Origin of the sequence: Nocardia sp. CC213A (genome assembly GCF_030766805.1) — a bacterium.
GTDB classification, from domain to species: domain Bacteria; phylum Actinomycetota; class Actinomycetes; order Mycobacteriales; family Mycobacteriaceae; genus Nocardia; species Nocardia otitidiscaviarum.
Map to the genome: position 1 here is coordinate 1 of NZ_JASFXA010000030.1, position 15,275 is coordinate 15,275.

At 68.3% G+C, this 15,275-nt stretch carries 15 protein-coding genes; 13 read left to right on the plus strand and 2 right to left on the minus strand.

Annotated elements, in window-relative coordinates:
- Positions 1 to 198, plus strand: a 198-nt coding sequence (locus QJS31_RS34915; RefSeq protein WP_306358804.1) for a hypothetical protein, incomplete at its 5' end; no start/stop codon positions are given.
- Here QJS31_RS34915 and QJS31_RS34920 read toward each other — a convergent pair.
- Complete coding sequence (locus QJS31_RS34920; RefSeq protein WP_282785779.1) at positions 187 to 687, minus strand: MarR family winged helix-turn-helix transcriptional regulator; 501 nt, start codon at positions 685 to 687, stop codon at positions 187 to 189. The two genes, QJS31_RS34915 and QJS31_RS34920, sit on opposite strands and share 12 nt — an antisense overlap.
- Positions 688 to 805: 118 nt before the next feature.
- Here QJS31_RS34920 and QJS31_RS34925 point away from each other — a divergent pair, with 118 nt between their 5' ends.
- Both QJS31_RS34925 and QJS31_RS34930 read left to right on the plus strand, forming a co-directional pair.
- Entirely contained in the window at positions 806 to 1,747 is a 942-nt protein-coding gene (locus tag QJS31_RS34925; protein ID WP_306358805.1) for an EamA family transporter, read from the plus strand.
- A gap of 265 nt (positions 1,748 to 2,012) precedes the next feature.
- Positions 2,013 to 2,651 carry an NAD(P)-dependent oxidoreductase gene (locus QJS31_RS34930; RefSeq protein WP_306358806.1) on the plus strand — a complete coding sequence of 213 codons (639 nt, stop codon included), beginning with the start codon at positions 2,013 to 2,015 and terminating at the stop codon, positions 2,649 to 2,651.
- 159 nt (positions 2,652 to 2,810) lie between these two features.
- Here QJS31_RS34930 and QJS31_RS34935 read toward each other — a convergent pair whose 3' ends face one another.
- Positions 2,811 to 3,545 (minus strand): S1 family peptidase, encoded by a 735-nt coding sequence (locus tag QJS31_RS34935; RefSeq protein WP_282785782.1) that lies wholly within the window; start codon positions 3,543 to 3,545, stop codon positions 2,811 to 2,813.
- Positions 3,546 to 3,689: 144 nt separating this feature from the next.
- Here QJS31_RS34935 and QJS31_RS34940 point away from each other — a divergent pair, with 144 nt between their 5' ends.
- The 10 genes from QJS31_RS34940 to QJS31_RS34985 all read left to right on the plus strand — a co-directional run bounded on the left by QJS31_RS34940 (position 3,690) and on the right by QJS31_RS34985 (position 15,274).
- Positions 3,690 to 4,451 (plus strand): MerR family transcriptional regulator, encoded by a 762-nt coding sequence (locus QJS31_RS34940; RefSeq protein ID WP_306358807.1) that lies wholly within the window; start codon positions 3,690 to 3,692, stop codon positions 4,449 to 4,451.
- A gap of 78 nt (positions 4,452 to 4,529) precedes the next feature.
- Entirely contained in the window at positions 4,530 to 4,997 is a 468-nt protein-coding gene (locus QJS31_RS34945; protein WP_306358808.1) for a hypothetical protein, read from the plus strand.
- Positions 4,998 to 5,286: 289 nt separating this feature from the next.
- The gene (locus QJS31_RS34950; RefSeq protein WP_282785785.1) at positions 5,287 to 5,493 is read left to right on the plus strand and encodes a hypothetical protein; all 207 of its coding nucleotides are present in this window, start codon (positions 5,287 to 5,289) and stop codon (positions 5,491 to 5,493) included.
- Between the two features lie 162 nt (positions 5,494 to 5,655).
- Complete coding sequence (gene glf / locus QJS31_RS34955) at positions 5,656 to 6,852, plus strand: UDP-galactopyranose mutase (protein WP_282783277.1); 1,197 nt, start codon at positions 5,656 to 5,658, stop codon at positions 6,850 to 6,852.
- Positions 6,849 to 8,861 carry a glycosyltransferase gene (locus tag QJS31_RS34960; protein ID WP_306358809.1) on the plus strand — a complete coding sequence of 671 codons (2,013 nt, stop codon included), beginning with the start codon at positions 6,849 to 6,851 and terminating at the stop codon, positions 8,859 to 8,861. Before glf ends, QJS31_RS34960 begins: the two co-directional genes overlap by 4 nt.
- Positions 8,862 to 8,938: 77 nt before the next feature.
- Positions 8,939 to 9,493 carry a phosphatase PAP2 family protein gene (locus QJS31_RS34965; RefSeq protein ID WP_063821421.1) on the plus strand — a complete coding sequence of 185 codons (555 nt, stop codon included), beginning with the start codon at positions 8,939 to 8,941 and terminating at the stop codon, positions 9,491 to 9,493.
- Between the two features lie 26 nt (positions 9,494 to 9,519).
- On the plus strand, positions 9,520 to 10,467 hold the full coding sequence (locus QJS31_RS34970) for a decaprenyl-phosphate phosphoribosyltransferase (protein WP_282783280.1): 948 nt from the start codon (positions 9,520 to 9,522) through the stop codon (positions 10,465 to 10,467).
- 1 nt (position 10,468) lies between these two features.
- Positions 10,469 to 12,469 carry a flagellar motor control protein ZomB gene (zomB, locus tag QJS31_RS34975; protein ID WP_372341727.1) on the plus strand — a complete coding sequence of 667 codons (2,001 nt, stop codon included), beginning with the start codon at positions 10,469 to 10,471 and terminating at the stop codon, positions 12,467 to 12,469.
- Between the two features lie 444 nt (positions 12,470 to 12,913).
- Positions 12,914 to 13,978, plus strand: a complete 1,065-nt coding sequence (locus QJS31_RS34980) for an alpha/beta hydrolase family protein (protein ID WP_282783282.1) — start codon at positions 12,914 to 12,916, stop codon at positions 13,976 to 13,978.
- Between the two features lie 255 nt (positions 13,979 to 14,233).
- Complete coding sequence (locus QJS31_RS34985) at positions 14,234 to 15,274, plus strand: alpha/beta hydrolase family protein (protein WP_282783283.1); 1,041 nt, start codon at positions 14,234 to 14,236, stop codon at positions 15,272 to 15,274.
- Position 15,275: the final 1 nt, after the last annotated feature.

Sequence of the window (15,275 nt, forward strand, 5' to 3'; positions counted from 1 at the left end):
CTCGACGGGACGGCCCTCGCGCCGGGCACCGCCGCGCCGGGTACGGCGGCGGGCGCATCCGTACCCGGTGCGGCGGCATCCGCTCCGGCAGGCGGGGCTCCCGCGAGCGACCCGGCACCGCGTGCCACGGTCGTGGACGTGCCCGGCCCGACGGTGGTCGGCGAATCGATGCCGCTGGGCTACGGCTCAGGTGAGTGAGGTGTCGCCGAGCGATTCGGCGAGGGTGCGCAGCAGCTTCACCAGTTCGTCGCGGTCCTGACCGGACAGGTCGGCGAGCAACCGTTCCTCATTGGCGACGTGCAGCGGTAGTACCTCGTCGACCAGGGCGCGGCCGCGGTCGGTGAGCTGAACCCGGACCGAGCGCCGGTCGACCGGATCGGGCACGCGCACCACCAGCTCCTTGGCGGCGAGTCGGTCGATGCGGTTGGTGATCGCGCCCGAGGTGATCATGGCCGCCCGGTTGAGCGCGCCCGCGGTGAGTCCCTCCGCGCCGCCGGAGCGGTGCAGGGTGGCGAGCACGTCGAACTCCCAGCGCTCGAGCCCGTGACCTTTGAAGAACTCGGTGAGTTCGCGGTCGAACACGCGGGCCAGGCGGGTGATCCGGCCGACCACGGCCATGGGGGAGGCGTCCACGTCGGGGCGCGTCGCCCGCCATGCGGCCAGGATCTGGTCGACTGCGTCGGCCATCGCCACTCCTCTCGAGGGAAATAATCTCAACATTAAGATACTTGACGCTGAAGTACGTAGGTGGTTTTATTTCAACGTTGAGATTATCAGCGTTGAGGTTAGTAATGGGAGTGAAGAGATGACCGCCACCCGCGCCGGAGCCGCCTACACCGGCACCCTCGCCCTGACCGCCCTCGCCCCGCTGGTGTGGGGATCGACCTACATCGTCACCACCGAATTCCTGCCGCCGGACCGCCCACTGTTCACCGCCCTCATGCGCGCCCTGCCCGCCGGACTGCTGCTGCTGGCTGTCACCCGACTCCTGCCGCGCGGCGAATGGGTATGGCGCGCAGGGATTCTGGGCCTGCTGAACATCGGCGCGTTCTTCCCGCTGCTGTTCCTGGCGGCCTACCGGCTGCCCGGCGGCGTGGCGGCCGTACTCGGTTCGGCCCAGCCGCTGTTCGCGCTCGGGCTCGCCGCCCTGCTGCTCGGTGAGAAGCCGACGGCCCGCAAGATCTCCGCCGGGGTGATCGGCCTGGTCGGAGTGGCCCTGGTGGTCCTGAAGGCCACCGCGGTCCTCGACACCGTCGGCGTGCTCGCCGGCCTGCTGGGCGCGGCGTCCATGGGTGCGGGCACCGTGCTCACCAAGCGCTGGGGCCGCCCCGCGGGCGTCGGACCGCTCGCCCTCACCGGCTGGCAGCTCACCGCGGGCGGACTGGCGCTGCTGCCGCTGGCGCTGCTGGTGGAGGGAGCGCCGCCCGCCCTGGACGGGCGTGCCGTCACCGGCTACCTCTACCTGGGCCTGCTCGGCACCGCCGCCGCCTACGCCCTCTGGTTCCGCGGCCTGAGCCGCATGCCCGCCAGCTCGGCCGCCCTGCTCGGGCTGCTCAGCCCGGTCTCGGCCGCCGTCATCGGCTGGATCGCGCTCGGCGAGGCGCTGAGCCCCATTCAGGTGCTCGGCATCGTCATCGCACTCACCGGCACCCTGCTCGGCCAGCTCGGCGCCGCGCCGAAGCCCGCGGTGCGGGCGGAGACACCCGCCGTACCGGCAGTCACGCCGCGCACGCTCAGCCGCACGTAGCGGCCGCCTCCCGGTCCGGCGACCCGGTTCGGCCGACAACGGGAGACCGCCGCATCCGGCGGATCTCACCTGGCGGCCGCTCGCCGGGCTGCCGACGCGGACTACTCGAAATGGCGAACGTGACCGGGCGGCTGCGCATCCCACCGTCCGGCAGCCCGCGTGCTTCCGCCGGTCACTGCCGGAGCCGAAGCCGCCTGTAGCAAGTCCCCCCGAACGCCGGGCGGGAAACCCACAATCCCAACCAATTCCGAAAGGTTCGACAGCTATGCACATCACGGTATTCGGAGCAGCGGGCGGCGTCGGGAGCCGCGTCGTCACCGAGGCACTGGGACGCGGTCACAGCGTGCGCGCGGTGTCGCGCAATCCCGAACGGCTACAGGGACTTCCGGCGGACGTCGAGCGGCGGGCCGGGGACGCCTCCGACCCGGAACAGATCGCGTCCGCCAGCGTCGGCAGCGATATGGTGATCAGCGCGACGCGGCCGGTGCCGGGGCGTGAGCACGAACTCGCCGAGGTCGCGGCGGCCCTGCTGAAGGGCTTGACCGGCACCGGGATTCGGCTGCTGGTGGTGGGCGGCGCGGGCAGCCTCGCCGTCGCGGGCACCGGGAAGACCCTGCGCGAACAGCCGGACTTCCCCGCCGCACTGCAACCGATCGCCACCGCCTGCGATCGGCAGCTGGACGTGTTCCGGGCCGCCGACGGCTCCGTGGACTGGACCTACCTGAGCCCCTCGGCCCTGCTGGAGCCCGGCGCGCGCACCGGCCGGTTCCGCCTGGGCCGCGACGAACTCCTCGTCGACGACGCGGGCGACTCCGGCATCTCCATGGAGGATCTGGCGGTGGCCCTGCTCGACGAGGCCGAGCGCCCGCAGCATTCCCGCACCCGATTCACCGCTGGCTACTGAACGAAAACGTTTGGGGGCGAAGCGAGCTGAGTGCGGACACGAACCGAGCCCGAGACAAGTAGAGCCCTGAACAAGTAGAGCCCTGAAACAAGCTGGAGCCCAGAGACGAGCAGAGCGCCCCTCCGAAGCCGGAGGGGCGCTCGTATCGGCGCGGTGCGGTCAGAACACGCGGAATCCGGCTCCGACGCCGCCGCGGCGATCGACGTCCGCCAGCACCAGGGTGATATTGGTGGACACCTCCGGCCGGTGGATGAAGTCACCCTGGCCCGCGCAGGCGCCCGGATCGATGGACACCGGGCCGATCTGGACTTCGGAGCCGGCCACGATCATGCCGACCAGTCGATCGCCCAGCAGTACCGGACCACCGGAATCGCCCTGGTCGGCGCATACCTGGCTGCGGAAGTAGCCCGGCTTGGTCTCCCACACCACACCGCAGGTGAAGCCGGTGGTGCGCCCGTTCTTGCAGACGTTGTCCCCGATGTTCGGCGGCGCGCCGACACCGTTGATCACCGTCTGCGCCACCTGCCGGGTGGGCGCCACCCGCTCGGGATCGAAGGCGATGACCGCCCAGTCGTTGCCCGCGCTCTTCTCCGCGATCACGCCGATGGTGCCGCTGTCGATGGAGTACTCGGCGGCGATGCGCGCCCCGACCTCGCCGCAGTGCCCGGCGGTCAGGCCGACCAGGCGGTCGTCCCGGTCGAAACCGATGGCGGTGAGCGTACATTCGCCGATCGTGGTGGGGTCGTCGAGCTGTTCGACATAGATCCCGGAGCCACCGCCCAGGACCGCCGCGGGCGCCGCCTCTGCGGCACCGGCGGTGAGCACGGAGCCCCCCAGCGCCATCGCGGCCACGACCGCCCAGCGAAGTATCCGGGCACGGCCGATCGCAATCATGAAGTTTTTCCCTTCCCCCCAAGAACCTGGTGGAGCAGATAGTGCGAAAAGTTCGTGGTCAGGAGCATACTGTAAAGGCTTGACCTTGACGTAGCGTCAACTTGCATCCTGGATTCCGTCGATGCGAAACGAAGGAGAAAGGACGTGACGGCGACAACCGAATGGTCCATCCAGGACCTGGCCAAGGCGGCCGGGACCACCAGCCGGACCCTGCGGCACTACGGCCAACTCGGCCTGCTGCCGCCGAGCCGGGTGGGCGCCAACGGTTACCGCTATTACGACCAGGACTCCCTGGTGCGACTGCAACGCATCCTGCTGCTGCGCGAACTCGGCCTCGGCCTGCCGGTCATCGCCGAAGTTCTCGCGGGAGAACGGGATACGAGCACCGCACTGCGCACGCATCTGGATCTGCTCCGGCAGGAACAGGACCGGATCGCGCGCCAAATCGCCTCGGTGAGAACAACATTGCAGAAAACGGAAGCAGGTGAGCAACTCATGGCAGACGAAGTATTCGACGGCTTCGACCACACGCGGTACAAGGACGAGGTCATCGAGAAGTGGGGCCGGGAGGCCTACGAGAGCGGCGACCGCTGGTGGCGGGGGCTGAGCGAGGCCGACAAGCAGGCCTTCCAGCAGACCCAGCTCGATATCGCCGCCGACTACGGCCGGGCCCACGCGGCCGGGCTGCCGGTCGACAGCGAGGAGGTCCAGGCCATCACCCAGCGGCACTACGAGTGGGTGACCGTGGGCTGGCAGGGCCGCTGCCCCGAGGCCGAGGCGTTCGTCGGTCTCGGCGAAATGTACGTGGCCGACCCGCGTTTCGCCGTGAACTACGACAAGCACGGCGCGGGCACCGCGGCCTACGTGCGCGACGCCATGAAGGCGTACGCCGCCGCCCGGCTGTAACAGCGGAAACGGGATCGCCTCCCGTGCGCGGCCGCAGGTAGAGTGCGCGCCGTGAATCCACGGGAGGGGACCAGGTAGATGCATCCGTCCAGTCCGCGCGCGTACGCGCCGCCGCGAGCGAACCCCTTCACCGGCGTCGCCGGCGGCGTGCTCGCGGCGCTGGGCGGCCTGACACACGGCCTGCTGGCACTCGCCGCCGGATTCGTTCTGCTGGCGGGCTCGGACCTGGTGCCCCCCGATCAGGACCCGGAACTCGCCACCCAGGCTGAGCTGGGCAAGCCCGACGACGCGATGCTGACCGTCGCTCTGCTGATCCTTCCGGTATCGCTCGTGGTGGCAATAGGTTTGATCACCGGAACGGTGCTGCTGTTCAGCCGTCTCGCGGCGGGTCGATACACCATCATCACCATCGCGACCATCGCCCTGCTGCCCTGGCTGGCGGTCATGCTCGCGGGCCAGGCTCTCGGCGCCATCGGCGTCCTGTTCCCCTTGACCACCGTGGTCCTCACCGCCTGGGCCAGCACCGGCCACTGGCTCCGCGAATAGTAATTGCCAAGGAATAGCGGAGATTTCATTTCGCATCCCGCACCGCGGTATTGCCGGCCGGTCGTTCCACCTGGCTGCCGAGGCAAGACCTCGAAGTCTTGGGCAGTTGACCGAAAAGGTGCAATGCGGTGGCTACCATTTCTGTGTGTCGGTCGCATCCACAGGTGGTGTCGATTCTCCGATCTGTGATAGATGTTCTGCCATCGGATTCGATCATGACTCCGATCACCTGGCGGGGGGCGGGAGTTCCCTCCGCGCAGTGGGAGAACGCATTCCAAGGGGAATCTGTATGAAGAAGTTTGCTGCCGCCGGTTTCGCCGCTTTCGCGGCCGCGGGAATCATGATCGCGGGCGCGGGTCTGGCCGCCGCGGACGAGGGTGACGGGGGCACCGGTGGCGGCGCCGGCGGCACCGGTTCCGCGTCGCAGCTCACCGAGGTGATCACCGCGCTGATCACCGGCAGTGCCGGGAGCACCCCGGGTGGCGGCGACGAGTAATTCGGCCGGTCCCGGGCAGGACGACAGGCGGGTGGCGCTCCGTACGGAGCGCCACCCGCCGTCGTCTTTCCGGGCCGTTCACCGGGTCCGTTCGCCATCCCGGGGGACGGAGTGCTCGGCTCCACCCGGCTACCGCGCGCACTTCCGATACGCTGGGCTCCCGTGACCGTCGCATCCCCCTTCGATCTCATCGTCGTCGGCTCCGGCTTCTTCGGGTTGACCATCGCAGAACGCACCGCCAACCTGCTCGGAAAGCGGGTGCTGGTGGTGGAACGCCGCTACCACCTCGGCGGCAACGCGTACTCGGAGGCGGACCCGGAAACCGGCATCGAAATCCACAAGTACGGCGCCCACCTCTTCCACACCTCCAACAAGCGGGTGTGGGATTACGTGAACCAGTTCACCGAGTTCACCGGATACCAGCATCGCGTCTTCGCCATGCACAAGGGCCAGGCGTACCAATTCCCCATGGGCCTCGGACTGCTGTCGCAGTTCTTCGGCCGCTATTTCACCCCGGACGAGGCGCGCAAGCTCATTGCCGAGCAGTCCGCCGAAATCGACACCAAGGACGCGGCCAACCTCGAGGAAAAGGCCATCTCCCTGATCGGCCGCCCGCTCTACGAGGCATTCATCCGCGATTACACCGCCAAGCAGTGGCAGACCGACCCCAAGGAACTGCCCGCGGGCAATATCACCCGCCTGCCGGTGCGCTACACCTTCGACAACCGCTACTTCAACGACACCTACGAGGGCCTCCCCAAGCACGGCTACACGGCGTGGCTGGCCAAGATGGCCGAATCCGATCTCATCGAAGTGCGCGTGGACACCGACTGGTTCGAGGTGCGCGACGAGATCCGCGCCCAGAACCCGGACGCCCCCGTCGTCTACACCGGCCCGCTGGACCGCTACTTCGACTACGCCGAAGGCGAACTCGGCTGGCGCACCATCGATTTCGAGACCGAGCACCTGGACACCGGTGACTTCCAGGGCACCTCGGTGATGAACTACAACGACGCGGACGTGCCCTACACCCGCATCATCGAGCCGCGCCACTTCCACCCCGAGCGCGACTACCCGGCCGACAAGACGGTCATCATGCGCGAATACTCGCGCTTCGCCCAGACCGGCGACGAACCGTACTACCCCATCAACACCCCCGACGACCGGGCCAAGCTGCTGGCCTACCGCGAGCGCGCCAAGGCCGAGACCGCCGCCGCCAAGGTGCTCTTCGGCGGCCGCCTGGGCACCTACCAGTACCTGGACATGCACATGGCCATCGGCAGCGCGCTCAACATGTTCGACAATGTGCTGCGCCCGCACCTGGAGTCCGGCGCGCCGCTGGTGGACACCGCCGAATGACCGCCCACGTGATGTTGGAAGAGATGACCACCGACACCCGCGCGATATCGCTGCTCCAGCGCATCATCCTGCCCCGGCCGGGTGAGCCCCTCGACGTGCGCAAGCTCTACCTCGAGGAGTCCGACACCAACGCCCGGCGCGCGCACGCGCCGACGCGCACCTCGCTGTCCATCGGCGCGGAATCCGAGGTGTCGTTCTGCACCTACTTCAATGCCGTGCCCGCCAGCTACTGGCGGCGCTGGTCGGTGCTGACGTCGATGGTGCTGCGCCTGGACCTCTCCGGCCACGGCCGCGTGGACGTCTACCGCTCCAAGGCGGACGGCTCCCGCATCCACGTGCGCGGCGACGAATTCAGTTCCAGTGGAACCGAATCCACCACCGTGGAGTTCGAGGTGGAGTTGGCCCCGTTCGAGGACGGCGGCTGGATCTGGTTCGACATCACCACCGACACCGCCGTGGACCTGCGCGGCGGCGGCTGGTACGCACCGGTCGAGGCCCCGGGGCAGGGCAGCATCGCCATCGGGATGCCCACCTTCAATCGGCCCGGCGACGCGGTGAAGACCATCGCGGCCCTCGGCTCCGATCCGCTGGTGCTGGAGAAGATCCGGGCCGTCATCATTCCCGACCAGGGCACCCGCAAGGTGGTGGACGAGCCCGGATTCGCCGAGGCCGCAACCGCTCTCGGCGACCGGCTGACCTTCCACGACCAGCCCAACCTGGGCGGCTCCGGCGGCTACAGCCGGGTCATGTACGAGGCGCTGAAGACCACCGACGCCGAGTACATCGTCTACATGGACGACGACATCGAGATCGAGCCGGACTGCATCCTGCGCGCACTGGCCTTCTCGCGCTTCGCCACATCGCCCATCCTCACCGGCGGGCAGATGCTCAACCTGCAGGAGCGCTCGCACCTGCACGTCATGGGCGAGGTGGTGGACCGCTCCATCTTCATGTGGACCGCGGCCCCCAATGTCGAATACGACCACGATTTCGCCAAGCACCCGCTGCGCGACCGCGACAACTCCAAGCTGCTGCACCGCCGTATCGACGTGGACTTCAACGGCTGGTGGACCTGCGTCATCCCGCGCCAGGTGGCCGAGGAGATCGGGCAGCCGCTGCCGCTGTTCCTCAAATGGGACGACGTCGAATACGGCCTGCGGGCCCGCCAGGCCGGATATCCGACCATCACCCTCCCGGGTGCGGCGGTGTGGCATATGGCGTGGAGCGACAAGGACGACGCCATCGACTGGCAGGCGTACTTCCACCTGCGCAACCGCCTCGTGGTGGCCTCGCTGCACCTGCCGAACGACGGCCGTCCCATGGTGGTCAACACCGTCAAGGCCACCCTGAAACACCTGCTGTGCCTGGAATATTCGACGGTCGCCATCCAGAACGAGGCGATCCGCGACTACCTGGCCGGTCCGGAGAAGCTGTTCGATCTGCTGCCGACGGCGCTGGGCAAGGTGCACGCCATGCGCAAGCAGTACTCGGACGCGGTGATCCTGCCGTCCTCCACGGAACTGCCGCTGGCCAGCCACGCCGATGTCGGCGCGGTCGGCGAACCGGCCAACCCGATCGCCAAGGTGGCCCGGCTCGGCAAGGGCGTGCTGCACAACTTCCGCAAGGCCAAGCCGCAGCATCACGAGACCCCGCAGTTGAACGTGCCCACGCTGGACGCCCGCTGGTTCCTGCTCTCGCAGGTCGACGGCGTCACCGTCACCACCGCCGACGGTCGCGGCGTGGTGTACCGCAAGCGTGATCCGCGCCTGGCCCTGGAGCTCCTCAAAGATGCCATGCGGTTGCGCAAGGAGCTGGCCGAGCGCTTCCCCGAGGTGCGCGAGCAGTATCGTCGCGCGCATCCGTGGTTGACCAGCAAGGCCGCATGGGAGAACGTCTTCGGCATCGATACCACGAAGAACGCTGGCACCACGAACAACGCTGGCACCACGAACAACGCTGGCACCGCGAACAACGCAGGGACCACGAAGAACTCAGGAGAGCGCCCGTGACCGCCGCCCCCCAGCCGCCCGGCCCCGACCGTGAGCTGCCCATCTCCGCCGTGGAGTCCGAGCGCGCCGGACTCGCGGTGGCCGAGCCGGACGGCTGCTGCGGCGGTGGCTGCTGCGATCAGCCGCAGCCGCCCGCCGAGGTCGCGATCATCAACGCGGTGCAGAGCCGGATCGGTACCCCGCAGGTGATCAGGGCGGCGCGCGGCATGTCGCATTTCGGCGAGCACGCGCTGGGCTGGATGGCCATCGGTGCGGCCGGTGCGCTGGTCGACCGGAAGCGCCGCCGCCAGTGGGCCGGGGTCGCCGTGGGCGCGTTCGGCTCGCACGCGGCCTCGGTGGTGATCAAGCGGATTGTGCGCCGCCCGCGGCCCAACGATCCGTCGGTGCAGGTCAACGTGTCGACCCCGAGCAAACTGAGCTTCCCGTCCTCGCACGCGACATCCACGACGGCGGCGGCTGTGTTGCTCGGCAGGCTCACCGGGCTACCCTTGCCTGCGGTGCTCGTCCCGCCGATGCTGCTCTCCCGGGTCGTCCTCGGAGTGCACTACCCATCCGACGTGCTCGCCGGTTCCGCGCTGGGCGCCGCATCAGCCGCCGCAGTGCTTGCCGCCGAAAAGAGACTCGCCAAGTGACGACACAGGAAAGAGCCGACGTTGATATGAGCGAAGAGCCGACCAGCACCGACCTGGCCGAGGCGGTCGTCAAGGGTCCGCCGAAGACCTTGGCCGGCGGTCTGATCAAGGCCGCGCGCCCGCGCCAGTGGGTGAAGAACGTGCTGGTCCTGGCCGCGCCGCTGGCCGCGGGCAAGACCGCCGCCGGTGATCTGGTGATCGGCGACTGGACGGTCATCTGGCACGTCGGCGTCGCGTTCGCGGTGTTCTGCCTCGCGGCCTCGGGCATCTACCTGGTCAACGACGCGCTGGACGTGGAGGCCGACCGGGCGCATCCGACCAAGCGCTACCGGCCGATCGCCGCCGGCGTGGTGCCGGTCAATCTGGCCTACGCGCTGTCGGCGGTGCTGCTCGTCGGCTCGATCCTGCTGTCGTTCGTGGCCTCCTGGAATCTGGCCGTGGTGATGGCCGTCTACATCGGCATCCAGCTGGCCTACTGCTTCGGCCTCAAGCATCAGGCCGTGCTCGACATCTGCATCGTCTCCTCCGGCTTCCTGCTGCGCGCGGTGGCCGGCGGCGCGGCGGCGAATATCGCGCTGTCGCAGTGGTTCCTGCTGATCATGGCGTTCGGTTCGCTGTTCATGGCGGCGGGCAAGCGCTACGCCGAACTGAAGATCGCGCTCGACACCGGAGCCAAGATCCGCAAGTCGCTGCAGTACTACACGCCGACCTACCTGCGTTTCGTATGGACCCTCGCCGCCACCGCCGTGGTCGTGTTCTACGGTCTGTGGGCGTTCGAACAGGGTCGTGCCAAGGACACCGAGTGGTTCGCCATCTCGATGATCCCGTTCACCGTCGCGATCATGCGGTACGCGGTAGACGTCGACGGCGGTGAAGCCGGTGAGCCCGAAGAGATCGCCCTGGGGGACAGGGTCCTCCAGTTCCTCGCAATCGCCTGGATCGGAGCGGTAGGTGTCGCTGTCTATCTCACCTGATGTGGTAGCGGGACAAGTGCGGGAAGAAGACGGGGACAACCCGACGCGGGCATTGCCGGTCGGGCGGTCTCGGCATGCCGATCCGTCGGCACGCCGCTTCACGCGACTATCCCGCGCCACATTCGCCGGTGGGATCGTGCTGGCCGCGACGCTGTTCGCGGTCGGCGGCTGGCAGCGGCGCTGGATCGCCGACGACGGCCTCATCGTGTTGCGGACCGTGCGCAACCTGCTCGCGGGCAACGGGCCCGTGTTCAATGCGGGCGAGCGCGTCGAGACCAATACGAGCACGGCCTGGACCTACATCGTCTGGTTCTTCAGCTGGCTCACCCAGATCCGGCTGGAGTACGTGGTGCTCGCGATCGCGCTGACGCTGTCGGTGGGCGCGATCGTGTTCGCCATGCTGGGCGCGGCCCGGCTGTGGGGCGGCGCCGGTTCCGTTCTGCTGCTGCCCGCGGGCGCGTTCGTCTACATCGCGGTGCCCCCGGCCCGCGACTACGCCACCTCCGGTTTGGAGTCCAGCCTGGTCATCTTCTGGCTGGCCTTGCTGTGGTGGTGGATGATCCGCTGGTCGCAGGCCGAGCGGGTGCGGCTGGCCAACTTCTACGGATTGGTGTTCACCGCCGGTCTGGCCCCGCTCATCCGGCCGGAGCTGACGTTGGTCGGCGCGCTGGCGCTGCTCATGATCTTCTGCGCGCCGCTGCCGGAGACCCGGCTGCGGCCCATCGTGTTCCGCGGCCTGATCGTCGCGGTCGCGGGCCTGGTGCCGGTGGGCTATCAGATCTGGCGCATGGGCTACTACGGCCTGCCCTACCCGAACACCGCGGTCGCCAAGGACGCGGGCGGGGCCAAATGGGGTCAGGGCTTCGTGTACCTGTGGAATCTGCTGGGGCCGTACTGGCTGTTGCTGCCGCTGGCGCTGCTGCTGATCCTCGGCGTGGTGGCGTGGCGGACCGTAGCGCCGTCGCGGTTCGCGCCCGTGGTCTCGGAGTCGGGCGCGGACTCGGGCTCGGCGACCGGCGTGCGCGCCCGCCTGCACCGCGTCAGCGTCCGGCTGCGCACCCCCGGCGCGGTGGTGGCGCTGGTGCTGGTGAGCGGAATCCTGCTCGCGCTGTACCAGATCCGGGTCGGCGGTGACTTCATGCACGGCCGGGTGCTGCTGCCCCAGCTGTTCCTGCTGCTGCTGCCGGTCATGGTGATCCCGGTGCGCGCGCCGCGGTGGAATCCGGCGGCGGAGTCGGCGCTGCGGCGGGTCGACTGGGCCTTCGTAACGATCGTGGCCGCCTGGATCGGCACCGTGGGCTGGGCGCTGTTCGCCTGCAACACCACCGCCATCAAGAGCGGTACCGTGATCGACTCGTCGGGCATCGTGGACGAGCGGGTCTACTACGTGCTCAACACCGGCCACGACCACCCGATCCGGGCCGAGGACTACCTCGACTATCCGCGTATGCGGGCGATGGTCAACGACATTGCCAACAGTCCCAACGGCGGCCTGCTGCTGAATTCGCCGTCGTTCATGTTCTGGTACATCGCGCCGCCGCCGCAGCCGATCCCCGAGGGCGGCGCCGGACATACCGTGTTCTTCCTGAATCTCGGCATGACCAGCATGAACGTTCCGCTCGACGTGCGGGTGATCGACCAGATGGGCCTGGCGTACCCGTTGGCCGCGCACACCGATCGGCTGGCCGACGGCCGCATCGGCCACGACAAGAACCTGTACCCGGACTGGGTGATCGTGGACGCCGGCATGGTGGACAAGAAGCCGTGGATGCCCTGGTACCTGGACGAGAAATGGGTGACCCAGGCCCGCACGGCGATGTCCTGCCCGGATACCGTCGCGCTGCTCATCTCGTCCCGGGAACCGCTCACCTTCGAGCGGTTCCGGCACAATCTCAAGCACGCCCTCGACTTCGCGTCCTACCGCATCGAGCGGGTGCCGAAGTACGAGATCCAGCGCTGCGGACTGGTGGATCCGACGCAGGAGCCGCCCGCGCCGCGCTAGCGGCGACGTGCCGCGCCCCCTTCGAGCGACGAAGGGGGCGCGTCGCGTTTCCGGCCGGACGATCGGCGATAGCCGAACTGAATGAGGAGGTTCGGCCTCCGCATCGACCCTCGGAACGACGGGCTCGATAAACGACAATTGTGTGATTCATCGCATCCCCATGGTCAGGGGCATGACCTCGGTAAGGTTCGGTAGACGGTCCACCGCCCGACCGCGTCCGTGTCGCCGCCCGCGACACGCGAACTTTCGGGCAAACCGTGCGTTGTCTCACCTTTATCTCGTTTTGGTAACGCTCCGTGACGCCGGGCGCGATACGCTCATCGAGATGAACGCCCGCCGCGGTCGCATGCCCGCATGCGCCGTGGCCGTTAGCGCAAGATGCCGCCGAGTTCTTTTCGGCAGGGAAAGGGTCCGGCGGCACAGACCGAAAGGCCGGACACACATATGCGAGGCGTGGATAGACGTCGGAGATCCCGCGGCTGGTTCAAGAAGTCGGTAGTGGGCGTGGCTCTGGCGATGTTGCTGCCGTTCGGGGTGTCGGTGGCAGGCGCGGGCACCGCCTCCGCCGCGTTCAACCCGGATGGGTTCGACTTCTGGGTCGACTCCAGCATGGGTCCCATCAAGTCGCGTGTCTTCCGCGCGGCCGACGGCAACACCAACCGTGTCGTGTACGCCCTGGACGGCATGCGCGCCCGCGAGGACCTGAACGGCTGGGAGATCGACACCGAGGTCGCCCGGTCCCTCACCGCCGCCAATATCAACGTGGTCATGCCGGTCGGCGGCCAGTCCAGCTTCTACGCCGACTGGAACGCGCCCAGCACCATCTTCGGCCTGCCCGCCGGTTCCTCCTCGGGGTCCTCGGGTTCGGCGTCGGGCTCCTCCTCGGGGTCGGGCGCGCTGCAGCTCGCCGCGGGCGGTCCGGGCAAGAGCTACACGTACAAGTGGGAAACGTTCATCACCCAGAACCTGCGCAACGCCCTGCGCGACCGCCTGGGCTTCAGTCCGTACCGCAATGGCGTGTTCGGTCTGTCCATGGGCGGTTCCGGCGCGCTGACCCTGGCCGCCTACCACCCGGACCAGTTCAGCTTCGCGGGTTCGTACTCCGGCTACCTGAACATCTCCGCGCCGGGCATGCGGGAGGCCATTCGCATCGCCATGGTCGACGCGGGCGGCTACAACGTGGACGCCATGGCTCCGCCGTGGGGGCCGCAGTGGCTGCGCATGGACCCGTTCGTCTTCGCGCCGCGCCTGGTCGGTAACAACACCCGCCTGTGGATCTCGGCAGCCAGCGGCCTGCCCAACGGCGACCCGGTCGCCTTCTCCACCCTGAACGGCATGGGCCTGGAGGCCCTGGCCCTGGCCAATACCCGCGCCTTCCAGGTGCGCATGGCCACCCTGGGCGCGAACAACGTGCACTACGACTTCCCGGCGTTCGGCATCCACAACTGGCGCAACTGGGAAGACCAGGTCAACCGCATGATCCCGGACCTGTCCGCCAATATCGGCTGAGTTCAGCCAGGTATTTCGAACGGCCCCGCATCGCATTCCGGCGATGACGGGGCCGTTTCGCATTCGGTCTCGTTCCAGACTCGCCGGGGGCGACACGCGGAACAACATCGGTCAGGCGTCCGATACTCGATTCGTATCGAAGATCAAGTGAGCGCGTCACAACGGCTCGAATGATCTGCACTGCTCGAAGAACTGCTCGAAAACGATGCCCGGGGTGGCCACCGCGGGTGACTGCTCGGACGGAGGACGAGGTCGATGCGTAGTACGAGGTTGCGGAAATCGGTATTGGGGATCGCGGCGGCGCTATTGCTGCCGCTGGGGATCTCCGTGCCGCTGGCGCCGCAGGCGGTCGCCGCCTTCGACCCGTCGGGCTTCGACTTCTGGGTGGACTCCCCGGCCATGGGTCCGATCAAATCCCGCATCTTCCGCGCGGCCGACGGCAATACCAACCGCGTCGTCTACGCCCTCGACGGCATGCGCGCCCCGGAAACGCTCAATGGCTGGGAGATCGAGACCAATGTCGCCCAGGTGTTGACCAGCTGGAATATCAATGTGGTGATGCCGGTGGGCGGCCAGTCCAGCTTCTACGCCGACTGGAACGCCCCCAGCAACTTCTTCGGGGTGCCGCCCGGCGCGGCGGGCTCGGTCAGCGGTTCGGGCGCGACCGAGGCGTTCATGGCCGGGCCGGGCAAGAGCTACCGGTACGAGTGGGAGACCTTCCTGACCAACCAGCTGCGCTGGGCGCTGCGCGACCGTCTCGGTTTCAATCCGTACCGCAACGGCGCGTTCGGCCTGTCCATGGGCGGTTCGGCGGCGCTGACGCTGGCCGCCTACCACCCGGACCAGTTCAGCTTCGCGGGCTCGTTCTCCGGCTACCTGAACATCTCCGCGCCCGGTATGCGGGAGGCCATCCGCGCCGCCATGATCGACGCGGGCGGCTACAACGTCGACTCCATGGCCCCGCCGTGGGGTCCGCAGTGGCTGCGCATGGACCCGTTCGTCTTCGCGCCCACCCTGATCGCCAACAACACCCGCTTGTGGATCGCGGCGGGCAGCGGCGTGCCCATGCAGCAGGATCTCCAGCAACCTTTCGGCGTGGCCGCCGATCGCGTGGTGCGCGGCGCGCCGCTGGAGGCGCTCGCGCTGGCGAACACCCGGGCGTTCCAGGTGCGCATGATGTCGCTGGGAGCGCAGAACGTGGTCTATTCATTCCCCAATGTGGGCCTGCACGCCTGGACGAATTGGCAGGACGAGGCGTATCGCATGATTCCGGACCTGTCGGCGAATATCGGCTGAA

Coding starts and splice junctions, on each gene's coding strand:
- QJS31_RS34920 (WP_282785779.1), bottom strand. CDS start 687: ATGGCCGACGCAGTCGACCAGATCCTGGCCGCATGGCGGGCGACGCGC.
- QJS31_RS34925 (WP_306358805.1), top strand. CDS start 806: ATGACCGCCACCCGCGCCGGAGCCGCCTACACCGGCACCCTCGCCCTG.
- QJS31_RS34930 (WP_306358806.1), top strand. CDS start 2,013: ATGCACATCACGGTATTCGGAGCAGCGGGCGGCGTCGGGAGCCGCGTC.
- QJS31_RS34935 (WP_282785782.1), bottom strand. CDS start 3,545: ATGATTGCGATCGGCCGTGCCCGGATACTTCGCTGGGCGGTCGTGGCC.
- QJS31_RS34945 (WP_306358808.1), top strand. CDS start 4,530: ATGCATCCGTCCAGTCCGCGCGCGTACGCGCCGCCGCGAGCGAACCCC.
- QJS31_RS34950 (WP_282785785.1), top strand. CDS start 5,287: ATGAAGAAGTTTGCTGCCGCCGGTTTCGCCGCTTTCGCGGCCGCGGGA.
- QJS31_RS34960 (WP_306358809.1), top strand. CDS start 6,849: ATGACCGCCCACGTGATGTTGGAAGAGATGACCACCGACACCCGCGCG.
- QJS31_RS34970 (WP_282783280.1), top strand. CDS start 9,520: ATGAGCGAAGAGCCGACCAGCACCGACCTGGCCGAGGCGGTCGTCAAG.
- QJS31_RS34980 (WP_282783282.1), top strand. CDS start 12,914: ATGCGAGGCGTGGATAGACGTCGGAGATCCCGCGGCTGGTTCAAGAAG.
- QJS31_RS34985 (WP_282783283.1), top strand. CDS start 14,234: ATGCGTAGTACGAGGTTGCGGAAATCGGTATTGGGGATCGCGGCGGCG.